The sequence below is a fragment of the Streptomyces sp. NPDC026394 genome (genome assembly GCF_055567735.1).
In genome coordinates this window covers 350,164-374,471 of record NZ_JBVHPX010000003.1, presented here as the reverse complement: position 1 = coordinate 374,471, position 24,308 = coordinate 350,164, and the positions used below count along the sequence as shown (strand labels likewise).

At 72.9% G+C, this 24,308-nt stretch carries 16 protein-coding genes; 13 read left to right on the top strand and 3 right to left on the bottom strand.

What is annotated here, in order from left to right; all coding sequences use genetic code 11:
• Positions 1 to 50: 50 nt before the first annotated feature.
• On the bottom strand, positions 51 to 2,993 hold the full coding sequence (afsR, locus tag ACZ4QV_RS10005) for an SARP-family global regulator AfsR (protein ID WP_361149437.1): 2,943 nt from the start codon (positions 2,991 to 2,993) through the stop codon (positions 51 to 53).
• Between the two features lie 353 nt (positions 2,994 to 3,346).
• On the opposite strand from afsR, the gene ACZ4QV_RS10000 reads away from it, so the two are divergent.
• The 10 genes from ACZ4QV_RS10000 to ACZ4QV_RS09955 all read left to right on the top strand — a co-directional run bounded on the left by ACZ4QV_RS10000 (position 3,347) and on the right by ACZ4QV_RS09955 (position 15,365).
• A complete protein-coding gene (locus ACZ4QV_RS10000) occupies positions 3,347 to 4,603 on the top strand; it encodes an amidohydrolase family protein (RefSeq protein ID WP_361638708.1) in 1,257 nt (418 codons plus the stop codon).
• Positions 4,604 to 4,715: 112 nt separating this feature from the next.
• Entirely contained in the window at positions 4,716 to 5,537 is an 822-nt protein-coding gene (locus tag ACZ4QV_RS09995) for an alpha/beta fold hydrolase (protein ID WP_361587404.1), read from the top strand.
• Positions 5,538 to 5,595: 58 nt separating this feature from the next.
• Positions 5,596 to 5,979, top strand: a complete 384-nt coding sequence (locus ACZ4QV_RS09990; protein WP_361149446.1) for a thiol-disulfide oxidoreductase DCC family protein — start codon at positions 5,596 to 5,598, stop codon at positions 5,977 to 5,979.
• A 181-nt stretch (positions 5,980 to 6,160) separates the two neighbouring features.
• The gene (locus tag ACZ4QV_RS09985; protein ID WP_361587538.1) at positions 6,161 to 7,108 is read left to right on the top strand and encodes a TIGR03619 family F420-dependent LLM class oxidoreductase; all 948 of its coding nucleotides are present in this window, start codon (positions 6,161 to 6,163) and stop codon (positions 7,106 to 7,108) included.
• A gap of 32 nt (positions 7,109 to 7,140) precedes the next feature.
• Positions 7,141 to 7,920, top strand: coding sequence for an SDR family NAD(P)-dependent oxidoreductase (locus ACZ4QV_RS09980; protein WP_361587406.1), 780 nt, complete (start codon positions 7,141 to 7,143; stop codon positions 7,918 to 7,920).
• Between the two features lie 161 nt (positions 7,921 to 8,081).
• The gene (locus ACZ4QV_RS09975; RefSeq protein ID WP_361149451.1) at positions 8,082 to 9,218 is read left to right on the top strand and encodes an LLM class flavin-dependent oxidoreductase; all 1,137 of its coding nucleotides are present in this window, start codon (positions 8,082 to 8,084) and stop codon (positions 9,216 to 9,218) included.
• A gap of 19 nt (positions 9,219 to 9,237) precedes the next feature.
• Complete coding sequence (locus ACZ4QV_RS09970; protein WP_467762757.1) at positions 9,238 to 10,968, top strand: N-acyl-D-amino-acid deacylase family protein; 1,731 nt, start codon at positions 9,238 to 9,240, stop codon at positions 10,966 to 10,968.
• Positions 10,965 to 12,458: an aldehyde dehydrogenase family protein gene (locus tag ACZ4QV_RS09965; RefSeq protein WP_361149457.1), complete on the top strand. Its 1,494-nt coding sequence runs from the start codon at positions 10,965 to 10,967 to the stop codon at positions 12,456 to 12,458. The genes ACZ4QV_RS09970 and ACZ4QV_RS09965 overlap by 4 nt, the downstream gene beginning before the upstream one ends.
• A 237-nt stretch (positions 12,459 to 12,695) precedes the next feature.
• On the top strand, positions 12,696 to 14,285 hold the full coding sequence (locus ACZ4QV_RS09960) for an APC family permease (protein ID WP_467762756.1): 1,590 nt from the start codon (positions 12,696 to 12,698) through the stop codon (positions 14,283 to 14,285).
• A gap of 708 nt (positions 14,286 to 14,993) precedes the next feature.
• Complete coding sequence (locus ACZ4QV_RS09955) at positions 14,994 to 15,365, top strand: DUF6415 family natural product biosynthesis protein (protein WP_467762755.1); 372 nt, start codon at positions 14,994 to 14,996, stop codon at positions 15,363 to 15,365.
• A gap of 9 nt (positions 15,366 to 15,374) precedes the next feature.
• Here the strand turns inward: ACZ4QV_RS09955 and ACZ4QV_RS09950 are convergent, their stop codons facing one another.
• On the bottom strand, positions 15,375 to 16,886 hold the full coding sequence (locus ACZ4QV_RS09950; protein WP_467762754.1) for a CehA/McbA family metallohydrolase: 1,512 nt from the start codon (positions 16,884 to 16,886) through the stop codon (positions 15,375 to 15,377).
• Positions 16,887 to 17,100: 214 nt separating this feature from the next.
• On the opposite strand from ACZ4QV_RS09950, the gene ACZ4QV_RS09945 reads away from it, so the two are divergent.
• The 3 genes from ACZ4QV_RS09945 to ACZ4QV_RS09935 all read left to right on the top strand — a co-directional run bounded on the left by ACZ4QV_RS09945 (position 17,101) and on the right by ACZ4QV_RS09935 (position 23,860).
• On the top strand, positions 17,101 to 17,925 hold the full coding sequence (locus ACZ4QV_RS09945; RefSeq protein ID WP_361149465.1) for a TIGR03619 family F420-dependent LLM class oxidoreductase: 825 nt from the start codon (positions 17,101 to 17,103) through the stop codon (positions 17,923 to 17,925).
• Between the two features lie 310 nt (positions 17,926 to 18,235).
• Positions 18,236 to 20,878 (top strand): bifunctional FO biosynthesis protein CofGH, encoded by a 2,643-nt coding sequence (locus tag ACZ4QV_RS09940; RefSeq protein WP_361881752.1) that lies wholly within the window; start codon positions 18,236 to 18,238, stop codon positions 20,876 to 20,878.
• Between the two features lie 99 nt (positions 20,879 to 20,977).
• Positions 20,978 to 23,860, top strand: coding sequence for a tetratricopeptide repeat protein (locus ACZ4QV_RS09935; protein ID WP_467762753.1), 2,883 nt, complete (start codon positions 20,978 to 20,980; stop codon positions 23,858 to 23,860).
• Between the two features lie 9 nt (positions 23,861 to 23,869).
• Here the strand turns inward: ACZ4QV_RS09935 and ACZ4QV_RS09930 are convergent, their stop codons facing one another.
• The gene (locus ACZ4QV_RS09930; protein WP_030021897.1) at positions 23,870 to 24,130 is read right to left on the bottom strand and encodes a hypothetical protein; all 261 of its coding nucleotides are present in this window, start codon (positions 24,128 to 24,130) and stop codon (positions 23,870 to 23,872) included.
• Positions 24,131 to 24,308: the final 178 nt, after the last annotated feature.

Below are 24,308 nucleotides of genomic sequence, written 5' to 3'. Positions count from 1 at the left end.
CTCGCGATGAACGATCGATAAACGCCTGAAGCCCGCCGTCCGGGCGGCTTTTACACCAGCGCGACAGGGGCGGTGAAATGCTGCGTCTCCCCGTCCGCGGGCAGGCCGAGCTGTTCGTGGATGGACACGACTTCCTGCCAGCAGACCTTCGCCCGTCCGGTGTGCCCGATCTGGTTCAGGGCGTGCCCCAGCGTCGTCAGCGCGTCGGCCCGCCAGCGGCCGCCGCCGAGCCCCCGCAGGGCGGACAGCGCCTGCTCGGCGTAGTTGGCAGCGTTGGCCGGGCGGTGGGCCGCCAGGTCGACCTCGGCGAGCCGGAGGTAGGTCATGCCCTCCCAGAACCGCTGCCGGCTGTCGCGGAAGATGACGAGTGCCTCGGTGAGCTGCTGGGTGGCCTCGTCGAGTCTGCCGGCCAGCGTCAACGCCATGCCCAGCGCGTACATGCCGTTGCCGAGGCGGCGGGTGGCGCCGACCTCGCGGAGGGCGGCGACACCCTGCTCGGCGAGCTGGATGGCGCTCTCGGTGCGCCCGGTGTCCAGGTGCAGCCGCGACAGGTTGCACAGCGCGCTGGCCTCGGACTGCTTGTTGTCGTTCTCGCGGAAGGCGAGTAGGGCCTGGTTCAGGTAGCCCTCGGCCGCCTCGAAGCGGTGCTGGATGCTGGCGATGATGCCGCGGTCGTTGGGGCCCTGCGAGGCGGCGAAGGGATCCTCGGCGGCGAGCCCCAGCAGGGTGGCCAGCTTCGCGTGCTCGTCCGCCTCGTTGAGCCGTCCGGAATGGGTGTAGAAGGGCGCCAGTGCCCAGTGGGCCCGGCCCTCCGCGTGCTGGTCGCCCGCGCGGCGCGCGGCGTCCAGCAGGACGAGGTTGGCCTGCTCCCACTGACGGCTGTTGGCGCCGGACTCGGCCATGTCCCGGGTCAGGAGCAACAGGTCGACGGCGCGCCGCAGCACCTTCTTGCCGGTGTTCTGCAGCGCGCAGGCGATCAGGGAGCGGGTCTCGTTGAAGAGCCAGCTCAGGGCCTCGGCGCGGTCGGTGAAGAGCAGGCCCGGGTAGTGCGGGGTCTCCGTGTGGTCGGTGAGGCGGTCCCCGGGGCGCTCCAGCGCGAACATGTGGGTGGCGGTGGCCAGGTAGAAGTCCAGCAGCCGGGCCAGGGCCGCGTCGCGTTCCTCGGCCGGCTGCTCGTCGCGCTCCGCGCAGGAGCGGGCGTAGAGGTGCACCAGGTCGTGGAAGCGGTAGCGGCCGGGGGCGGCGGACTCCAGGAGGGAGGTGTCGACGAGCGATTCGAGGAGGTCCTCGGCGTCGTCGGTGTCCATGTCGAGGAGGGCGGCCGCGGCGGCGAGCGAGATGTCGGGGCCGTCGGCGAGGCCCAGCAGCCGGAAGGCCCGTGCCTGGCGGGGCTCCAGTTGCTTGTAGCCCAGCTCGAAGGTGGAGTTCACGGCGAGGTCGCCGGCGCGCAGCTCGTCCAGCCTGCGGCGCTCGTCGGCCAGCTTGCGGGCGAGTACGGAGACGGTCCAGGTGCGGCGGGCGGCCAGCCGGGACGCGGCGATACGGATGGCCAGCGGCAGGAAACCGCAGGCGCCGACCACGTCCATGGACGCCTCGCGCTCGGCGTTCACGCGCTCCTCGCCCACGATGAGCGCGAAGAGGGTGAACGCTTCCTCAGGGCTCATCACGTCCAGGTCGACCAGATGCGCGCCGGCCAGGTCTATCATCCGGACGCGGCTGGTGATCAGCGCCGCGCAGCCGTCCGTACCGGGCAGCAGCGGGCGGACCTGGGCGGCGTCGCGGGCGTTGTCGAGCAGGACGAGCAGCCTGCGGCCGGCGAGGGCCGAGCGGTAGAGGGCGGCCCGTTCCTCGATGCCGTCGGGGATGGCCGCGCCCGGCGTCCCCAGCGCGCGCAGGAACGCGCCGAGCACCGCTTCCGGGTGGGACGGGGAGTGCCCGACGCCCTGGAGGTCCACGTAGAGCTGACCGTCCGGGAAGTGCGCATGGGCGGCGTGCGCGACATGCACGGCCAAGGTGGTCTTGCCGACGCCGCCGATGCCGGTGAGTGCCGAGACGGCCATCACCCGGCCCTCGGCGGTGGCGAGCTGCTCGCTCAGTTCCGTGACGAAGGCGGCCCGGCCGGTGAAGTCGGCGACGGTGGCCGGAAGTTGCTGCGGACGTACGAAGGCCGGCTCGCCGGGCAGTTGGCCGTCGTGCGGCACGGCGGGCGCGTCCAGCTCCGTGTCCGCGCGCAGGATGCGCTGCTGGAGTTCGGAGAGCGACGCGCAGGGGTCCACCCCCAGCTCATCGGCGAGCAGACGCCGCGTGTCGGCGTATACGGCAAGTGCCTCGGCCTGCCGGCCGCTGCGGTACAGCGCCAGCATGAGGAGTTCTCGCAGCCGCTCGCGCAGGGGATGCGCGGCGGTCAGCGCGGTCAGCTCCGAGACGGCGTCGCCGTGGCAGCCCAGTTCCAGGTCGAGCTCCAGGCGCGTCTCCATGAGGGACAGGCGCCACTCCTCCAGGCGGGTGCGCTGGTTCTCCGCGTAGGGACCGGCGAGGTTGGCGAGCGGTTCGCCGTCCCACAGGGCCAGCGCGGAGTCCAGGAGGTCCCGGGCGCGGCAGCGGTCGCCGGTGGCCCGGGCCTTCTCGGCGTCGGCCGCGTACTGCTCGGCGTGGACCATGTCGAGGTCGAGCGGCCGGTGGTCCGCCGACCGCAGTGCATAGCCGCCGGACTCGCTGACCAGCGTGTCCGCGTCCGCCCCGAGTGCTTTGCGGATGCGTGAGGCGTACGTGCGCAGCGCCGCGAGGGCGGCGTGCGGCGGTTCCTCGCCCCAGAGGGCGTCGACGAGTTCGGATGCGGTGGCGGTGCGTCCGCCCCGCAGGAGAAGGGCGGCCAGCAGCGCACGCTGCTGCGGGGAGCCGGCCGCCAGTGGCGTCGCGCCGCGCCAGGCCCGTACGGGACCGAGCACGGTGAAGCGGAGCCGCTCCTGGCCCTGCTCCGGACCGTCGTCCATGGTGTCCCCCTGCCCTGTGCACTTCGTTCGCATCGGCCAGTCTGCCTTGTCGTAGCCCCTTACGTCAGTAGGGGTCCGGTCTCAGCACGGTCTCTCCACGCCCGGCGTTCGGGCTGGTGTTCGGCTGCGTGGCGGGGGTCGGGCCGGGGCGGTCGCCGGTGCCGGTGACCGTGCGGATGCGCGTGCAGCTTCCCGTGCGCGGTCCGGGTGCGGACGGGGGCCCGAGCGTCGCTGCTCAGCCGCCTGCGAGGCCGCGCGGCGCCCGGCCGGCGCCCGGAACGGTGCCGTCTGCATGCATTCCCTCCCGTCACTGGGTTACTGACGACCCGTCAGTTCGACGCTACGGTAAAAACATGGAGAGTTTTCCGAAGATAATCTCGGTGGACGACCACACGGTGGAGCCGCCGCACGTCTGGCGGGACCGCCTCCCCTCGAAATATCACGACATCGGCCCCCGAATCGTCCGGGCACCACTGAAGGAAATGACCTTCGTGGGCGGCAGGTTCGCGCCGAAGATGGGCCGGCCGGGGGACGAGGGCCCGCTCGCCGACTGGTGGGTCTACGAGGACCTGCACCGCCCGCTGACCCGCCTGGACACCGCCGTCGGCTACGCCCGCGACGACATCAGACTCGAAGGCATCACCTACGAGCAGATGCGTCCCGGCTCCTTCAGCGTCCCGGAGCGGCTGGCCGACATGGACGTCAATCACGTGCAGTCGGCGCTGTGTTTCCCCACGTTCCCGCGGTTTTGCGGCCAGACCTTCACCGAGGCCAAGGACCGCGAACTGGGGCTGCTGGGCGTGCGCGCGTACAACGACTGGATGGTGGAGGAGTGGTGCGGTCCGGCCGCGGGCGGACGCCTCATACCGCTCTGCCTCGTCCCGTTGTGGGACGCGGAACTGGCCGCGCGGGAGGTGCGCCGGAACGCGGAGCGGGGCGTACGGGCGGTCTGCTTCAGCGAAATCCCGCCACATCTGGGCCTGCCCAGTATTCACACCGGTGACTGGGACCCCTTCCTGCGCGCCTGCGAGGAGACCGGGATTGTCATCGCCATGCACATCGGCTCCTCCAGCAGGATGCCGTCCACCTCCGCCGACGCGCCGCCCGCCGTCGGCTCCACGATCACCTTCGCCAACTGCTGCTTCTCGATGGTCGACTGGCTGATGAGCGGAGCGTTCGACCGCTTCCCCGGCCTGAAGATCATGTACGCGGAGGGGCAGATCGGGTGGATCCCGTACATCCTGGAACGCGCCGACGTGGTCTGGGAGGAGAACCGCGGCTGGGGCGGCGTCGCCGACAAGGTCCTGCGGCCGCCCTCCGAACTCTTCGCCGGGCACGTGTACGGCTGCTTCTTCGACGACGCCTTCGGCCTGCGCAACCTGGACGCGATCGGCGTCGGCAACGTCCTCTACGAGACCGACTACCCGCACTCGGACTCCACCTGGCCGCGCTCCAGGGAGGTCGGCGAGGCCCAGATGGGACACCTCGCGCCCGAGACGGTCGAACGGATCGTCCGCGGCAACGCCATCGACCTGCTCGGACTGACGCCGGACGGGCTGTGGGCGGGCTCCGGGACGGGGCCGGGAGCGAGGCCGGGAGCGGGGGCGTAGGGGCGGCGCGCGCCTGTGCGACGCCGGGTCCGGCGCGTGCCCGTGCGACATGCCGCCTTTCGTGCACCCGGAACCTCCCCCTACGGGCCGCCTTGCGGTCACGATGGGACGAGTGGAGGTGACACACATGATGACGTTCGTGCTGGTGTCGGGCGGGTACACCGGAGGATGGATCTGGCGGGAGGTGGCGGACCACCTGCGCGCGGCGGGACACCGGGCGCATCCGGTGACCTTGACCGGGATGGGGGACCGCCGCCACCTGTCAGGCCCCGGCACCGATCTGAACACCCATGTCGAGGACGTGGTGCAGGTACTGGACCACGTGGGCGCGGGGGAGCCGCACGAGGCGGGCGAGACCGTACTGGTCGCGCACTGCTACGGCAGCTACCCGGCGCTGGCCGCCGCCGACCGCGCCCCGGAGCGCATCGCCCGCCTCGTGTTCGTGGACGCCGGCCTGCCCCGCGACGGCGCCGCCGTCCTGGACTCGCTGCCCGACCCGGCCGTACGGGAACGGCTGCGGCGCCGCGCCCAGGAACACGGCGACGGCTGGCGCCTGCCCCCGCCCGCGTTCGACGAGACGGAGATCTGGGGCAGCCTGGACGGCATCTCCAAGGACGGCCTGGACCGGCTGGCCCGCCTCGCCGCGCCACAGCCGCTGGCCACCCTCACCCAGCCGGTCCGGCTGACCGGCGCGACGGCCGGGCTGCCCACGACCGGCATCTTCTGCACGAAGAACGTCACCAGTACCGCGGCCGTCCGCGCCCTGGTGGCCACCGGCGACCCGGCCTTCGCGGCGCTCGCCGACCCCCGGGTCGGCTTCTTCGACCTCGACACCGGGCACTGGCCCATGCTCTCGCGCCCCGGCGAGCTGGCCGACCTGCTGCTGCGGGCGGCGGCGGACGAAGGGGAGCGGATCGGGGCGGCCGCGGGCTGAGGGGAGCGCCGTCCGGGGCGCCGCCGGACCGCCGCCGGCGCCCCGGCATGATGGAGCCATGACCAACCGACCTGTACTCGTCTACGACGGGGACTGCGGCTTCTGCACCACCTGCGTGCGCTTCGCCGAACGCCGCATCCACCCCCGCTGTACCGTCTCGGCCTGGCAGTTCACCGACCTGGAGGCGCTCGGCGTCACCCAGGGGCGGGCCGAGCGCGAGCTGCTCTGGATCACCCCGGCGGGAACCGTGTACGGCGGCGCGCAGGCGGTCGCCAAGCTGCTGATGAGTGCGCGCGGCCGGTGGGCCGTCCCCGGTGCGCTGCTGACCCTGCCGCCGTTCCGCCAGGCCGCCCACGCCGTCTACCGCCTGGTCGCCGACAACCGCCACCGCATGCCCGGCGGCACCGCGGCCTGCTCGCTCCCCGCGCACCTCCGGCCCTGACGCCCGCCACCAGCGCCCACCCCCTTGCCTGACGGGCCGTCAGCCCACACCATGACCCCCAGCCGACGACGACGGGCCGTCGGCCGAGCGCCCGGGGGTGGACGCGGACGTGGACAGCGCTACGGGAAGCGGCACACACAGCGGCACACGCACCGACAGCACCGGCAGTACGGACGACGCGGTGCGGGTGCTGCCCGACGGGAAGCTGGCCTACGGCATCCAGCTCCCCGTCCAGTCGCAGAGCACCCTCTACACGGAACCGTGGGAGGCCGCGGCCGGCCCCGCCGACCTCGTGGAGATCGCCCGCACCGCCGACCGCCACGGCTTCGCCTACATCGCCTGCTGCGAGCACATCGGCATACCGCGCCGGCTGGCCGCGGCCATGAGCACGGTCTGGTACGACCCGGTCGCCACCCTCGCCTACCTGGCGGCTGCCACCACCCGCGTCCGGCTGCTCAGCCACATCGCGCTGGCCGCCCTCAAGCACCCGCTGGTCAGCGCCAAGCAGTACGCGACCCTGGACCACCTCTCGGGCGGGCGGCTGATCCTCGGGGTCGGCGCCGGGCACGTACCGGAAGAGTTCGACGCCCTCGGCGTGGACTTCACGCGGCGCGGCGCCCTGCTGGACGAAGCCATCGACGCGCTGAAGGCGGCGCTGGGACCGGAAGAGTTCCCCGCCTACCAAGGGAAACGATGCGCCTTCGCCGGACTGGGACAGCGCCCCCGCCCCGTACAGACGCCGCGCCCGCCGGTCTGGGTGGGCGGCTCCTCGCCCGCCGCCGTCCGCAGAGCGGCCGTACGCGGCGACGGCTGGCTGCCGCAGGGCGACCGCAGGGACCAGCTCCCGGCGCAGCTCGCCAAGCTGCGGCGGCTGCGGGCGGAAGCCGGGATCAGCACGCCCGCCGAGGCCGGCGCCATCACCGAGCCGCTGTACGTCGGCGAGCCCGCGTGGGACACCGGCCGGCGCACCCTCACCGGGCCGCCCGAGCGGCTGGCGGAGTCCCTGCGCGCGTACCAGGCGATGGGGGTGCGGCAGATCCAGGTCCGGTTCCGCAGCCGGAGCCGCACCGAACTGTCCGACCAGATGGCGGCGTTCGCCACCGGGGTGGCCCCGCACTTCGACTGCTGAGACGCACGGCGCTCGCGGAGGGACCGGTGCACATGGGGAAGCTGGACGGCCGGGTCGTCGTCATCACCGGCGCCGCACGCGGCCAGGGTGAGCAGGAGGCGCGGCTCTTCGTCGCGGAGGGCGCCCGCGTGGTGCTGGGCGACGTGCTGGACGGCCCGGGGGAGGCGCTGGCGGCGGAGCTGGGGGACGACGCCCGGTACGTACACCTGGACGTGCGCCGGGAGGCGGACTGGGAAGCGGCGGTCCGGGCCGCCGGAGAGGCGTTCGGCACGGTCGACGGGCTGGTCAACAACGCCGGAATCCTGCGCTTCAACGAGCTGGCCGCCACCCCGCTCGCCGAGTTCCAGGAGGTGGTGCAGGTCAACCAGGTCGGCACGTTCCTCGGGATGCGGGCGGTGGTCCCGGAGCTGACGGCGGCCGGCGGCGGCACCGTCGTGAACACCGCCTCGTACGCCGCGCTGTCCGGCATGGCGTACCTGACCGCGTACGCGGCGTCCAAGGCCGCGGTGGTCGGCATGACGCGGGTGGCGGCGATGGAGCTGGCGGGCCGGGGCATCCGGGTCAACGCGATGTGTCCGGGGGCCGTCGACACCCCGATGACCCGGCCGGAGCGGGGACCGGGGGGCGCCTCCGACACCTCCGCGCGGGAACCGGACGCGTTCTATGCGAAGGCCGTCCCCCTCGGGCGGATCGGCCGGCCGGAGGAGGTGGCCCGGCTGGCGCTGTTCCTGTCGTGCGACGACTCCTCGTACATCACGGGGCAGCCGTTCGTCATCGACGGCGGCTGGCTGTCCGGCATCAGCCTGTACTGAGGTGCGTACGGTGCCTCCGAAGTCCGTACCACGGCCCTGTCCGTGCCGTACCTGATGGCCCGTCAGGTATTGACGCTCCGGATGCCCGGTGCGAGAGTCGGACCCGATCTGACGAGGCGTCAGGTGGTGGCGCCAGGGCGGACGAGGGACGGTGAACCCCCTTGGAATTCGGGCTGTTCGTACAGGGATATGTGCCCGCCGCGCGGGCGGAGGTCGACCCCGAGGCAGAGCACCACGCACTGATGGAGGAGACCGAGTACGTCATCCAGGCCGACCGGTCCGGGTTCAAGTACGCGTGGGCCTCCGAACACCACTTCCTGGAGGAGTACTCCCACCTCTCCGCCAACGACGTCTACCTGGGCTACCTCGCCCACGCCACCGAGCGCATCCACCTCGGCTCCGGCATCTTCAACCCGCTCGCCCCGGTCAACCACCCCGTCAAGGTCGCCGAGAAGGCCGCCATGCTCGACCACCTCTCCGGGGGCCGCTTCGAGTTCGGCACCGGGCGCGGCGCGGGCAGCCACGAGATCCTCGGGTTCATGCCGGGCGTGACGGACATGAACCACACCAAGGAGCTGTGGGAAGAGACCATCGCCGAGTTCCCGAAGATGTGGCTCCAGGACGAGTACCAGGGGTTCCAGGGGAAGCACTGGCAACTGCCGCCCCGGAAGGTGCTGCCCAAGCCGTACGGGGCCGCGCACCCGCCGATGTGGTACGCGGCCGGCTCGCCGTCCTCGTACGCGATGGCGGGGAAGAAGGGCCTGGGTGTACTGGGCTTCAGCGTGCAGAAGGTCGCCGACATGGAGTGGGTCGTCGAGTCGTACAAGACGGCCGTCGAGCAGGCCGAACCGGTCGGCGCGTACGTCAACGACAACGTCATGGTGACCTCCACCGCCATCTGCGCCGAGACGCACCGGAAGGCCGTGGAGATCGCGGTGGGCGGCGGGCTGAACTACCTCCAGTCGCTGCTGTTCCGCTACCACGACACGTTCCCGCGCCCCGAGGGAATCCCGGAGTGGCCCGAGCTGCTGCCCGAGTACACCGAGGAGATCATCGAGCTGCTGATCGCCGAGGAGCTGATGATCTGCGGCGACCCCGACGAGGTCTTCCGGCAGTGCAAGCGCTGGGAACAGGCCGGCGCCGACCAGCTCTCCTTCGGCCTGCCCATCGGCGTCTCGCCCGAGGACACCCTCACCACCATCCGCCTCATCGGCGAGCACGTGATCCCGAAGATCGACACCGACCCGGTGCACCGGACCGCCCGCTTCCGGCAGGGCGCCGCCGGACCGGACGCCTGAGGGAGAGGGGCACCCGGGGATGCTCGACCACCTGATCAAGGGCGCCACGATCGTCGACGGCACCGGCGCCCCCGCCTACCGGGCCGACCTCGCCGTCCAGCACGGCCGCATCACCGCCATCGGCAGCATCACCGACCCCGCCGGGACCACCGAGGACGCCCACGGCCTCGTCCTCACCCCCGGCTTCGTCGACCCGCACACCCACTACGACGCCCAGCTCTTCTGGGACCCGTACGCCACCCCCTCCATGCACCACGGCGTCACCACCGTCGTGGGCGGCAACTGCGGCTTCACCCTCGCCCCGCTCAACCCGGACCGCCCCGGCGACGCCGACTACACGCGCCGCATGATGAGCCGCGTCGAGGGCATGTCGCTGGCGGCGCTGGAGCAGGGCGCGCCGTGGAACTGGTCCACCTTCGGCGAGTACCTGGACGCGCTGGACGGCCGGACCGCCGTCAACGCGGGCTTCATGGTCGGCCACTGCGCCCTGCGCCGCCACGTCGTGGGTCCCGACGCCGTCGGCGGACAGCCCACCGCGGCCCAGCTCGACGCGATGCTGCGGCTGTTCCACGACGCGATGGACGCGGGCGCCTGGGGCCTGTCCACCACCCAGTCCGCCACCCACACGGACGGCGACGGCCAACCGGTCGCCTCCCGCCACGCCCGCCCCGCCGAACTGCTCGCCCTGTCCCGCGCGGTCGCCGACCACGAGGGCACCCAGCTCGAGGCCATCGTCGCCGGCTGCCTCGACCAGTTCGCGGACGAGGAGATCGACCTGCTCGTCGAGATGTCGGCCGCCGCCGGGCGCCCCCTGAACTGGAACGTGCTGACCATCGACGCGGCCGTACCCGAACGCGTGCCCCGGCAACTGGAGGCGAGCGAGCGCGCCCGTAAGGCGGGCGGCCGGATCGTCGCCCTCACCATGCCGATCCTCACCCCCATGAACATGTCGCTGGGCACCTTCTGCGCCCTCAACCTCATCCCCGGCTGGGGCGACGTCCTCGCCCTGCCCGTACCGGAGCGCATCGCGCGGCTGCGCGACCCGGCCGTACGGGAGGAGATGCTGCGGCGCGCGGCGAGCAAGGAGGCGGGCGTCTTCCGGCGGCTGACCGACTTCGCCCGGTACGTCATCGGTGACACGTACTCCGCCGCGAACCAGGGACTCTCCGGCCGGGTGGTCGGCGACATCGCCGCCGAACGCGGCCAGGACCCCTTCCACACCCTGGTCGACATCTGCGCCGAGGACGGGCTGCGCACCGTCCTGTGGCCGATGCCGACCGACAACGACCCGGAAAGCTGGGCCCTGCGGCAGCGCACCTGGCAGCACGAGGACGTCATGCTGGGCGGCTCCGACGCGGGCGCCCACCTGGACCGCATGTGCGGCGCCCCGTACACGACGCGGTTCCTCGGCGACTGTCTGCGCGGCCGGAAGCTGGCGGGGCTGGAGACGGCCGTACGGATGCTGACCGACGACCCGGCCCGGCTCTTCGGACTGCGCGACCGTGGCCGGATCGCCGTCGGCCACCACGCCGACCTGGTCCTCTTCGACCCGGAACGGATCGACGCGGGCCCGGCCCGGCTGGTGCACGACCTGCCCGGGGACAGCCCGCGACTGGACTCGGAGGCCGCCGGGATCGTGAGCGTACGGGTCAACGGCGTCGAAACGGTACGGGACGGCGCGGTGACCGGGGCGGTACCGGGGAAGGTGCTGCGGTCGGGGCGGGACACCGAGACGGTGCGGACGCGGTGAGCGCTTCCGGCGGGGCGGCCGAATCGCGATATGAGCGGCTGCTGATCGGCGGCGAGTGGACCGCGCCGGAGCGGGGTCACTACGAGGTCATCGACCCGGCGACCGAGGAGACCGTCGGGCTGGCGGCGGAGGCGGGCCGTGACCAGGTGTACGAGGCGGCCCGCGCGGCGCGCGAGGCGTTCGGGCCCTGGTCGCGCACGGCGCCCGGGACCCGGGCACGGGTGCTGGAGCGCGCCGCCGAGATCCTGGCGCGCCACATCGGCCCGTACGCCCGGCTCGCGCAGGCGGAGACCGGGGCGACGGCCGGCACCGCCCGCGCGATGCAGGTGGGCGTCGCCGTCGCCCGCCTCAGGCGGTACGCGCGCGGAGCGCTGGAGCCGGTGGAAACCCCCTTGCCCCCGCAGATCAACGAGGCGGGCCCGTTCGGGAAGGCCGCCGTCCTCGGCGCGCTCGCGGTGCGCCGCCCCGTCGGCGTCGTCACCTGCGTCACCTCGTACAACAACCCCTGGGCCAACCCGGCAGGCAAGATCGCGCCCGCCCTGGCCATGGGCAACACCGTCGTGATCAAGCCCGCCCCGCAGGACCCGCTCTCCGTCCACCGCCTCGCCGAGGCGCTTCAGGAGGCGCTGGACGAGGGCGGTGCGCCACCGGGCGTCGTCAACCTCGTGACCGGCACGGACCCGGCGATCGGCGAGGCCGCGGTGGACGCCCCGGACGTGGACATGGTCAGCTTCACCGGCTCCACGGCCGTCGGGCAGCGCATCGCCGAAGTGTGCGGACGCGGCATGAAACGCCAGCTCATGGAGTTGGGCGGGAAGGGCGCCGCGCTGGTCTTCGACGACGCCGACCTGGACGCGGCCGTCGCCGGCATCGGCACCACGTACTCCTTCTACAGCGGACAGATCTGTACGGCGCCGACGCGCGTGCTGGCCCAGCGGGGCATCCACGACCGGCTGGTGGAGCGGCTGGCCGCGTACGCCGGCCGGCTGAAGGTCGGCGACCCGGCCTCGGCGGACACCGTCGTCGGCCCGGTGATCTCCGCCGCGCACCGCGACCGCGTCGAGTCGTACGTCGAACTGGGCAGGAAGGAAGGCGCCCGCCTGGTCACGGGCGGCGAGCGCCCACCCCTGCCCCGCGGCTTCTACGTGGCCCCCACCCTCTTCACCGACTGCGCCCCCACCATGCGCGTCGTACGCGAAGAGATCTTCGGCCCGGTGATCGTCGTCCTCCCGTTCACCGACGAGGAGGAGGCCGTCGCGCTCGCCGACGACACCGACTACGGCCTGCTGGACTACGTGTGGTCCGGCGACGTTGCGCGCGCGTTCCGGGTGGCGGGGCGGCTGCGGGCGGGCGGCGTCGGTGTCAACACGGTCGGCCGGAACATGGAGGCGCCGTTCGGCGGCTTCAAGCGGAGCGGGGTGGGGCGCGATGTCGGCTCGTACGCGCTGCACGCGTACAGCGAGACGCAGGCGGTGGTGTGGCCGGGGTGAGGCCGGTGCGGGACGGTGCGGGAAAATTTTGAAACGGGACGAATCGGGCGGGGGTGCGGTTCCCGCAGTCCGGAACTCGACGGTACGACCTTCAAGTTACCGCTCGTAACGCGCAGTCGACCTTGTAAACCGCGACCGATGCCCGATTCGCACCTCGCTAAGCGAGGAAAACGGCGGCACTCAGGGGTCGATCTCCAGCCCCCCGATGCGGAAACAGCAGCCCTTAACGTCCTGTTCATGCTTCAGGTAGACCCCCGGCTCCCGGCCGGAGACACGGTAACGAGGGCCGCCGGCACGGCTGGTGACACGCCCGTCGGCGGCACCGGCGGTACCCGCGGCAAGGGCCTGAGCGGCAACTCCGTCGGCCTCCTCGGCAGCGCCGTCATCGGCGTCTCGACCGTCGCCCCCGTCTACTGCCTGACCTCGACCCTCGGCCCCACCGTCGGCGAGGTCGGCCTCCAGATGCCGGCCGTCTTCCTCGCCGGTTTCCTGCCGATGTTGCTGGTCGCCTTCGCCTACCGCGAGCTGAACAAGGCCGTACCCGACTGCGGTACGTCCTTCACCTGGTCGGTGAAGGCGTTCGGCCCCCGCATCGGCTGGATGTGCGGTTGGGGACTGGTGATCGCCACGATCATCGTCCTCTCCAACCTGGCCGGCGTGGCCACCTCCTTCTTCTGGCTCCTGCTCGGCGAACTCACCGGCAGCGACGCCGTCGCCGCCCTGGACGGCAACAAGGCCGCCCACGTCCTGACGTGCCTGGCCTTCATCGCCCTCGCCACCGCCGTCAGCTACCGCGGCATGACCGCCACGAAAGGCGTCCAGTACGCGCTGGTCGGCCTCCAACTGGCCGTCCTGGCCGTCTTCGTGGTCATGGCCTTCGCCAAGGCCGGCTCCGGCGCCTTCACCGGCTCCCTCCACTTCTCGACGAGCTGGCTGAACCCCTTCGCCGTCCAGTCCTTCTCCGCCTTCACCGCGGGCCTGTCCCTCTCGATCTTCATGTTCTGGGGCTGGGACGCCTGCCTGACCGTCAACGAAGAGACCGCCGGCAGTGCCAAGACCCCCGGCCGCGCCGCCCTCCTCGCCATGCTCGTCCTCATCGGCTCGTACCTGCTGACCGCCGTCGCCGCCCAGATGTACTCCGGCGTCGGCACCGAAGGCCCCGGCCTGGGCAACCCCGACACCGCCGACAACGTCTTCGCCGCCCTCGCCACCCCCGTCATGGGCCCGGTCCTCGGCGTACTCCTCTTCGTCGCGGTCCTCGCCTCCGCCGCCGCCAGCCTCCAGACCACCTTCATCCCGGTGGCCCGCACGGTCCTGGCGATGAGCGCGTACGAGGCACTGCCGCCGTCCTTCGCCCGCATCCACCCGCGCTTCCGCTCCCCGGGCCGCGCCACCGTCGCGGCGGGCATCGCCACCGGCGTCTTCTACGCGGGCATGACCTTCCTCTCCCAGAACGTCCTCGTCGACACCATCTACGCCCTCGGCCTCATGATCTGCTTCTACTACGCGATCACGGCCTTCGCCTGCGCCTGGTACTTCCGCCGCGAACTGCGCCGCTCCGCCCGCGACCTGCTCTTCAAGGGCGTCTTCCCGGCCCTCGGCGGCCTGCTCCTGACCGCCGTCTTCACCAAGACTCTCCTCGACATGTGGAACCCGGCCTACGGCTCCGGCAGCTCCGTCCTCGGCGTCGGCTCGGTCTTCGTCATCGGCGTCGGCCTGCTCCTGCTCGGCTTCGTCCTCATGCTGGTGATGCGGCGGCGCAGCCCGGCGTTCTTCCGGGGTGAGGTGCTGACGCGGGCTACGCCGGTGATGGTGGTGGAGGAATAGAACGGGCGAAACCGCCCCGCCGGCCTCCGACGAGGCCAGGCCCCCGAACTCGTCGAGGATGTCCGCCACCCGGTCGGTCACCGCCCGGACCGTCTCGACCTGTGCCGCCCCGACACGGCCGGTCCGGCCCGGACGCGCCGCCGCTTCGGCGCGTCCGGCGAGGTCGGAGAAGAGCGGCACGGCCAGGGCGGCCGAGTAGAGGCCGGCTTGCAGGACGCCCCTGCGGGACGGGTCCATGTCGTCGCGGCTCAGGTCGAGGAGTTCTTCGACGGCTGCGCTCCCGGCCGGGGGCGCACTGCCCGGCCGGGTGGGGAAACCGGCTTCGGCGTGGGTGACGGGACGTCCGAGGCGCCTGGCCAGGGCTTCCAGGACGACGGGCCGGACCTGGGGCCTCGGCATGGTGCCGGAGAGCCAGTGGGCGACGGCCGACTGCTCGTACCGGAGGGTGAGACCCGCTTCCGTCCCCGCACGGTTCACCGCGTTGGCGAACTGCTGCTCGGTCCATGTGGCCTGCCGGAGCAGGAGCGCGAGACCGGTGTTCGGTGTGCGCCGACTGGTCGCCATGCTCAACTCCCGGCAGTATTCATGGCTTTCATGTCCCTGCCCGCCTTCCACGGTACCCGCGCGGGCGCCACACCGAGTTGTCTCCGTGCAGGACAGGGCACCACGGACGAGGTGGCCCGGTACCCGGGTAACGAGGAAGCAGCGGTGAGGGACATGGAGCCACGGGAGCAGGCGGGTGCGGTGCCGGCGGGAGTCGACTTCGAGGCGGCGCGCCGCACCATCGGCGCGATCAGGGCGCAGGTGCGGAGCTGCTCGGCGACGGAGGACGCGGCGCGGCTGATGGGTGAGGTGCGGGCCATTCTGTCCCAGCTGATCCCCCTGGTCGACGAGCGTGTAGGGCGGCTGCCCCGCACCTCGCTGGAGTGGGACCGGGGCTGCGACACGGTCGCGCGTGCCCGTACGGCCCTGACGTGGACCCATACGGGCAGCAGCATCTCGTACCTCGGCTACGTCGCCCACGTCGCCGATCACCTGCTGAGCTACTTCCCGGACCGGAGGCCTGAGGAGGGAGCGTGATGGCCGGCGTCAGTTCTGGCCCAGGAAAATCGGATTCGTCATGGCCGCCATCGGGCCCGGCGCCCCCGGTGTCGTCGTCGGGTGGCGGACCTCCGCGCGTACGTAGGCGGCGTTGGCCGGGGTGGTGTGCCATGTGGCGGTTCCCGTGGCGGGGGTGGTGAAGCGTTGGCCCTGGTCGGTGAGGAAGCGGATGGTGCTGTCGGGTGGGGCGCCGGTGACGGCGAGGCGGATGGTGACCGGGGTCGAGTCGTGTACGGGGAGGCGGTCGCCGATGGTGGCGTGTTCGCCCTTGGGGCCGGTGGCGGTGAAGGTGAGGGAGAGGGAGGACGATTCGGCGAGGTAGGCGTGGCCCTTGCGGATGCCGTCGAGGATGGCGTGTCGCGAGAGGGCGTCGGCGTGGACGACGGTCTGGGGGAGGCCGATGACGTCCGGGTCGCGGTGGGCGTCGCTGTGGCCGACGGCGGGGAGGAAGCGGCCCCGGTCGTGGGCGTGTGCCACCAGGGCGTTGTCCCACTCGGCGATGGCGACCTCGTCGTCGAGGGTGAAGGGGCCGTTCCAGACCTCGACCGCGTCGGCCTCTTCGTAACCGAACTTCCAGTTGCAGCCGATGCAGGTGGCGTGCGGGTGGGCCGGGATGACGAGGCCGCCCGCGCGGTGGATGCGGCGTGCGAAGCGGTCGAAGACGGCGTCGCGGGCGCGGTAGCGCCAGTCGATGAAGACACCGGGGTCGGTGCCCATCGCCACCACGTGGCCGTTGCGCGTGGTGACCTCTTCGCCGGTGAGGATGAGCAGGTCATCGCCCCACAGGCCCTCCCAGGCCCGGTGCGAGGAGGTGGTGTTGTGCTCGGTGGTGGTGATGAAGTCCAGGCCGGCGGCGCGGGCGAGGGCGGCGATCTGGGCGGGGGTGCGCTTGCCGTCGGAGTGGACGGAGTGGAGGTGGTTGTCGCCCCGGTACCAGGAACGGCCGCGGCCTTCGGCGCGTTGGGGAGGGTAAGAGGGCACAGGCGGGGTGCCGGGGGAGCCGTAGTGGAGGGTGATGGTCACTTCGTAGGTGAGGCCCTGCGGGGCCACGGTGTACGGGCCGAGGGCGATGTACCAGGTCCCGGGGTTGAGGGGGCCGGGGAGGTAGCCGGGCGTCGCGTCGTCGGCGCGGAGGAAGAACTCCGTACGGGCGCCGCCCGACCAGCCGCGGAAGCCGCGTCCGCCGAGGTCCGTGCCGCGTTCGTCGAAGATGCCGATGTCGCAGGCGTTGCCCGCGGTGCCGGGTGGGGTGGCGGGGCGGTCGTAGGTGTAGGAGACGGCGATCTCGCTTACACCGTCGGGGATTTCGACGGGGAGGTGGACGTAGTCGGGGCAGCCGGCGGGGAGGCGCCCGGTGACCTTGCGTGTGGTCGCACCGGCCCGGCCGTCGCTGTCGGCTGCCGCGAAGCTCACACCGTTCAACGTAAGCGCCGCGGCGGCTCCCGTCACCAGGAGGGTGCGGCGTCCGAGCGGGCCGCTGGGTCTGTCGTCGTCGCACATGGGGCATCGCTCCCGGGGAGGCGTGGCGGAACCGGCGTACGGAAACCCTCGTATTGAGGCGTGAACGGACGGGCAAGGGAAGGGGGCGGGCCGGAAACGCTCCTGTGTGGCGCGTCGTGTGGCGTGTTCCGCGGCCACCGCACCGGCGCCTCATGGACGCTGCCCCTTCCCGGCGGTAGGAAGGGAGCACTACCGACGCGGAGGTACGCCCAGTATGCGGATCTCGACCACCATCTTCCTGACCGACGAGACCGTCCGGCCCGACCGGCTGGCCCGGGAGCTGGAGCAGCGCGGGTTCGCCGGGCTCTACCTCCCGGAGCACACGCACATTCCGGCCAGCCGCGACACGCCCGCCCCCATGGGTGAGCCGCTGCCCCGCGAGTACGGGCGCACGCTCGACCCGTTCGTGGCGCTGGGGCAGGCCGCCGCCGTCACCGAACGGCTGACGGTCGCCACCGGCGTCACCCTCGTCGCTCAGCACGACCCGATCGCCCTGGCCAAGCAGGTCGCCACGCTGGACTTCCTCTCGGGCGGGCGGTTCACGTTCGGGGTGGGGTACGGCTGGAACGTGGAGGAGGCGGCGGACCACGGGGTCGAGTGGTCCTCGCGGCGCGCGCTGGTGCGGGAACGGATGCTGCTGATGCGCGCCCTGTGGGCGGAGGAGCCGACGGCGTACGAGGGGCGCTTCGCTTCGGTACGGGCCAGCCTGGCGCATCCGAAGCCGGTCAAGGGCGCGCCGCGCACGCTGCTCGGCGGCGCGCCGGGCCCGCGGCTCTTCGCGGGCATCGCGGAGTACGCGGACGGCTGGCTGCCGATCGGCGGCGCGGGGCTGGCGGAGGCGCTGCCGGCCCTGCGGCAGGCGTGGACGGACGCGGGCCGGGACGGCGAGCCGGTGGTGGTGCCGTACGCGGTGCAGCCGTCGGCCGGGAAACTGGCGCGGCTGCGGGACTTGGGGCTGGAGGAGGTCGTCGTGGGGCTGCCGTCGGCGGGGGAGGCGGAGGTGCTGCGGACGCTGGACGAGTACGCGCAGTATCTGTGAGGGGCGGCTGGTCACTCGGCGGGGTCGGCAGGGCTGGGGAAGGGCGCAGGGCGTCCGGCGAGGGCGGCAGGGGCCAACGTGAGGGACGGCAGGCCCCCGGCGAGGGCGGCAGAGGCCACGTGAGGGACGGCAGGCCCCCGGCGAGGGCGGCGGGGCCCGGCCCGGTACACCTCCGCACCCGGTCGCACCACTCCCGCCCAGGCTGCCCGCCCCCGCCCCGGAGGGAACCTCCGTCTGACGTGATCAGTGGCACACCGTCGCAGGCCGGCCGGTCGGCGGCACTGTCGGTGGTCGCTCGTATGCTCGTTGGATGACTAGCAGCGCGCAGGTACCCGGGCAGGGGACGGACCGGGTGGCGGTCCCCACCGGCACACCCTCTTCCGCCACCGCCCCCACCGCCAACGCCATGCGCCGCGCCCTCAAGCGCGCCCGCGACGGCGTCGCGCTCGACGCCGCGGAGGCCGCGGTGCTGCTCCAGGCGCGCGGCGACGACCTGCGCGACCTGTGCGCGTCCGCCGCCCGGGTGCGCGACGCCGGCCTGGCGGCCGCCGGGCGGCCCGGTGTCATCACGTACTCCAAAAGCGTGTTCATCCCCCTCACGCGCCTGTGCCGCGACAAGTGCCACTACTGCACGTTCGTCACCGTCCCCGGCAAGCTGCGCCGCGCCGGCCACGGCATGTTCATGTCCCCGGACGAGGTGCTGGACATCGCCCGCCGCGGCGCCGAACTGGGCTGCAAGGAAGCGCTGATCACGCTCGGCGACAAGCCGGAGGAGCGCTGGCCCGAGGCGCGCGAGTGGCTGGAGGCCGAGGGGTACGACTCCACGATCGCGTACGTGCGCTCCATCGCGATCCGCATCCTGGAGGAGACCGGGCTGCTGCCCCACCTCAACCCGGGCGTGCTGTCCTGGACGGACTTCCAGACGCTGAAGCCGGTCGCGCCGTCGATGGGCATGATGCTGGAGACCACCGCCGAGCGCCTGTGGAGCGAGCCCGGCGCCCCGCACTACGGCTCCCCGGACAAGGAACCGGCCGTCCGGCTGCGCGTCCTGGAGGACGCCGGACGCTCCAACGTGCCCTTCACGAGCGGCCTGCTCATCGGCATCGGCGAGACGTACGAGGAGCGCGCCGAGTCACTGTTCGCGCTCCGCAAGGTGCAGCGCGCGTACCACGGCATCCAGGAAGTCATCGTGCAGAACTTCCGCGCCAAACCGGACACGGCGATGCGCGGCATGCCGGACGCCGAACTGGAGGACCTGGCCGCCACCGTCGCCGTCGCCCGGCACATCCTGGGCCCGGCCGGCTGCCTCCAGGCGCCGCCCAACCTCGTCGACTCCGAGTACGCGCTGCTCATCGACGCGGGCATCGACGACTGGGGCGGCGTCTCCCCGGTGACGATCGATCACGTCAACCCCGAGCTGCCCTGGCCGCAGATCGAGGAGCTGGCCGAGAAGTCCGCCGCCGCGGGCTTCGAACTGCGCGAGCGGCTCGCCGTCTACCCGGAGTACGTCCAGCGCGGCGAGCCCTGGCTCGACCCGCGCCTGCTGCCGCACGTACGGGCCCTGGCCGACCCGGAGACCGGGCTGGCCCGCCCGGACGCGAAGGTCGAGGGCCGCCCCTGGCAGGAGCCCGACGAAGGCTTCTCGATGAGCTCCTCGGGCCGTACGGACCTGCACCGCACCATCGACACGGACGGCCGCACCGCCGACCGGCGCGACGACTTCGACGAGGTGTACGGCGACTGGGACGCGCTGCGCGAGGCCGCAGCCCCCGGCATGGCTCCCGAACGCATCGACACGGACGTCCGTGCCGCCCTCGCGCAGGCCGCCGACGACCCGACCAAGCTCACCGACGCCGAGGCGCTGGCCCTGCTGCACGCCGACGGCCCGGCGCTGGACGCGCTGTGCGGCATCGCCGACGACCTGCGCCGCGCCACGGTCGGCGACGACGTCACGTACATCGTCACCCGCAACATCAACTTCACCAACGTCTGCTACACCGGCTGCCGCTTCTGCGCCTTCGCCCAGCGCCGTACGGACGCCGACGCGTACACCCTCTCCCTCTCCCAGGTCGCCGACCGCGCCCAGCAGGCGTGGGACGTGGGCGCGGTCGAGGTCTGCATGCAGGGCGGCATCCACCCCGACCTGCCCGGCACCGCGTACTTCGACATCGCGCGCGCCGTCAAGGAACGCGTCCCCGGGATGCACGTCCACGCCTTCTCGCCGATGGAGGTCGTCAACGGCGCGAGCCGCACCGGCCTGTCCATCCGTGAGTGGCTGAGCGAGGCCAAGGCCGCCGGCCTGGACAGCATCCCCGGCACCGCCGCCGAGATCCTCGACGACGAGGTCCGCTGGGTGCTGACCAAGGGCAAGCTCCCCACCGCCACCTGGGTCGAGGTCGTCAAGACCGCCCACGAGCTGGGCATCCGCTCGTCCTCGACGATGATGTACGGCCATGTCGACCAGCCCCGGCACTGGCTCGGCCATCTGCGGCTGCTCGCCGGGATCCAGCAGGAGACCGGCGGGTTCACGGAGTTCGTGACGCTGCCGTTCATCCACACCAACGCGCCCGTCTACCTGGCCGGCATCGCCCGCCCCGGCCCCACCACCCGCGACAACCGCGCCGTGACGGCCATGGCCCGCGTACTGCTCCACCCGCACATCCCCAACATCCAGACGAGCTGGGTCAAACTGGGCACGGAAGGCGCCGCCGAGATGCTCCGCTCCGGCGCCAACGACCTCGGCGGCACCCTGATGGAGGAGACCATCTCCCGGATGGCGGGCTCCAGTTACGGCTCGTACCGTTCCATCCAGGACCTGATCGCCATCGCGGACGCCGCGGGCCGCCCGTCGCGCGCCCGCACGACGCTGTACGGGCCGGTGGCGGCGGAGCGGGAGGCGGCGGCGCTCGCCTCGGACGGGCATCTGCCGGAGTTGCTGCCGGTGGTGGAGTAGCGGGACCGGGGGCGGCCGGAGCAGGGCAGCGCGGAGCACCCCGCGGCGCTACGGTTACCTCCCAGAGCCCGCCGGGGGACGCGGGCCGGGAGGTGAGCGGTGGACCGCAGACGGCTCTCGCGCCAGGAACTGCTCCGGGCCCGCAGCGGGGACGGCTTCGTGGGCCGGGAGGGCGAACTGGCCGCGTTCCGCGCGAACCTCGGCCGGGACACCGCCGATCCGGATTTCCGGTTCCTGCACCACCTGCACGGCCAGGGCGGCGTCGGAAAGACCTCCCTGGTCCGGCGCTTCGAGCAGATGGCACGCGAACGGGGAGCGCTGACCGTCTGCACGGACGAGTCGGTGCACAGCGTCCCGGAGGCGATGGCCGAGATCAGTGCCCGGCTGGCCCGCCAGGGCGCCGCGCTGAAGTCCTTCGACAAGCTGCTGGCCACCTACCGTGAGCGGCGGCACGAGGCCGAGGCGGCGCTCGCGGGCCCGGACGAGCCGGGTGACGAGGCGCCGCCCTCGCCCGGCAACATGATCATCGCCAGGGCGGGCATGGCGGGCCTGGGCCTCATCCCGGGCGTCGGGCCCTTCACGAGCGTGGTGGACACCACCCAGGTCGCCCGGGGCACCGAGCGGCTGCGCAGCCGCATCGGCGCGCGGCTGCGCAACCACGACGACGTACGGCTGGTCCTGTCCCCGGTCGAGGTGCTGACCCCGGTCTTCGTACGGGAACTGAGCGACGCCGCCGACGCCGTACCCGTCCTGGCGCTGTTCTTCGACACCTACGAGGCGACCGGCCCGCTCCTGGACACCTGGCTGCGCGACGTCCTCTTCAGCGACCGCTACGGCCCGCTCGCGCAGAACGTCATGGTCACCCTCTCCGGCCGGGACGCACTGGACCGGGGCTGCTGGGCCGACCACCTCGAACACGTCACCGACGTACCGCTGGACGCCTTCACGGAGGCCGAGGCCCGGCAGTACCTGGCCGCCAAGGACATCACCGACCCCGGCACCGTCGACGCCATCCTGCGGCTCTCCGGCGGCCTCCCGGTGCTCGTCTCGACGCTCGCGGGCAACCGGCCACGCGCGGCGGAGGCCGTCGACGACCCCAGCGACACGGCCGTCGAACGCTTCCTGAAGTGGGAGACCGACCCGGTACGGAGGGAAGCCGCGCTGGCCGCCGCCCTGCCGTGCCACCTGGACGAGGACGTGTACCGGGAAGCGGTGGACGCCGAGGCCGCAGGACACTTCGGCCGGCTGTGCGCCCTGCCGTTCGTCACCGAGCGCGGCGGGCGGTGGCAGTACCACGAGGTGGTCCGTACGGCGATGCTCCGCCTCCAGCGCCGCCGCTCGCCGCGCCTCTGGGCCGAGCGGCACGGGCGGCTGGCGGAGGCCGCACGGCGGTGGCGGGCGGAGTGCGCGGGGGACGGTCCGGACGGCTCCGGGGGCGGGGGCGGCAGGTACGGGGAGGACAGCGACGCGGGCGCGTGCCACCGCGACGAGCGGTGGCGGGAATTGCGGCTGGGGGAGATCTACCACGGGCTGTGCGCCGACCCGCGGGGGTTCCTGCCCGAGGCCCTGTCCGAGGTGACGGCCACCGCGCGGTACGAGCCGCCCGCCGTACGCCTGGTCGCCGAGACCGTACGGAAGGCCGGGGCGGACGCGGACGCGCCCGAGGTACGCGACTGGGGTGAACGGCTGCTGGCCGCCCTCGACGGGGCGGAGGGGCTGACGCAGGCCCTGACCACGCTGCTCGCCCGGCCCGGTCTCGGCGCGCCGGAGCAGGCGCTGATCCACCGCCTGCGCGGCCGGGAACACCGCAAGGCCGAGTCGTGGCAGCAGGCGTTCGCCGACTTCGACCGGTGCCTGGAGCTGGCACCGGACGACGCGCACGCGCTGGTCGGGCGAGGGCTGACCCACCGGTACCGGCGCGACTTCGAGCCCGCCGTCCAGGACTTCACCCGGGCCCTGGCCCTCGATCCGCGCTCGGTCACCGCAGCCTTCCACCTCGGCGAGGCCAACCGCCTCATGGGCAGGTACGAGCAGGCGCTGACCGCATTCGACCGGCCGCTGGAGCTGGACCCCCGTTACCCGCCGGCGCACGGCAGCCGCGCCGTCTGCCTGCGCCACCTGGGCCGCCACGAAGAGGCGCTGGCGGTGCTGGAGCACGCCATCGAGCTGTACCCGGACTACGCCTGGGCGATGGCCGAGCGGGGCATGACCTACCGCGCCATGGGCCGGTACACCGAAGCGCTGGCGGAGTTCGACCGGGCGCTGGCCGTCAACCCGGTCTACGCGTGGGCCGCCGGAGCCCGGGGAAGGGTCGCCCTCCTCGCGGGGCGGCCCGCGGAAGCGGTGGCGGACTTCGGCCGGGTCGTCACCCTCGGGGCGGCCGATGCCTGGCTCCTCGCCCGCCGCGCCAAGGCACACGCGCTGCTGGGGGCGGCGGAAGAAGCGCTTGCCGACTACGACAGGGCACTGGCCGAAACCGACCGGTCCGCCGTGCCGGACGAGGCACGGGCCGCCTTCCAGGCCGGGCGCGCCGGGTGCCTGCGCCGCGCGGGACGGCTCGACGCGGCACGCGAGGCCGTCGAGACGGCCGCGGCTCTCGCGCCGGACGCACTGCCGGTGCGGTACGAGGCCGCGCTCCTCACCTGCGCCGCAAGCGGACCACGGGCCGCCGCGCCCGCCTGGGAAGCGCTACGGGACGGCGCGGAGGCCCGGCCGCCGGACGGTGACGACTTCACCGGCCCCGCCGTCGCCGCCGCCGTCAGCCGCTGTGCCCTTGCCGACTGGACCGGCGCCCATGCCGTGCTCACCGGCCTGCTCGACGACGGTGCCTCCTGGGAGCGCCTGGCCGAGGTGGAGTCCGGGCTGCGGGACCTGGCCGGGGCGTGGCCGGGCCCGGACGCGGCGGGAGCCGAACAGTTGGCAGCCCTCCGCCGCGTACTCCTGGACCGGATGACCGAAGCAGCCGCCGAGCACGCGCGGTGACCGCCGTCCTCACCCGTCCCCCGTCTCCGCCTCCGCCTCGTGCTGGAGGATGCACTGCTGCCACTGCGCCAGTGCTTCCGCGCGGTCGCCGCCGGTGTCCTCGGCGGCGGAGATGAGGGCGTCGGCGGCCATCGCGGCCAGCCGGACGGTGATCTGACACACGTCGCGCTGCGAGAGCGGGCGGAGGAGTTCCACGGCGCCGTCGCTGTCACCGGCCAGGGCGCAGGCCACGGTGGCCATGGCGGTGCGGTCCCACTCGAAGTCGGGCATGGCAGAAGCCTTCCCACGGCACGCCGGACGTATGGCCTCGGTGCGCAGGGGGCACGACTGTGTGGATCGGGACCGTAGTGATCAAAAGCCTCCTCCGGGGTGACTGTTCGCATAGCGTTCCTTGCCCGGAGTTGACTGTTCTTGGTCGATTACAGTGCTGCGGCAGGGGGCGCGTAAG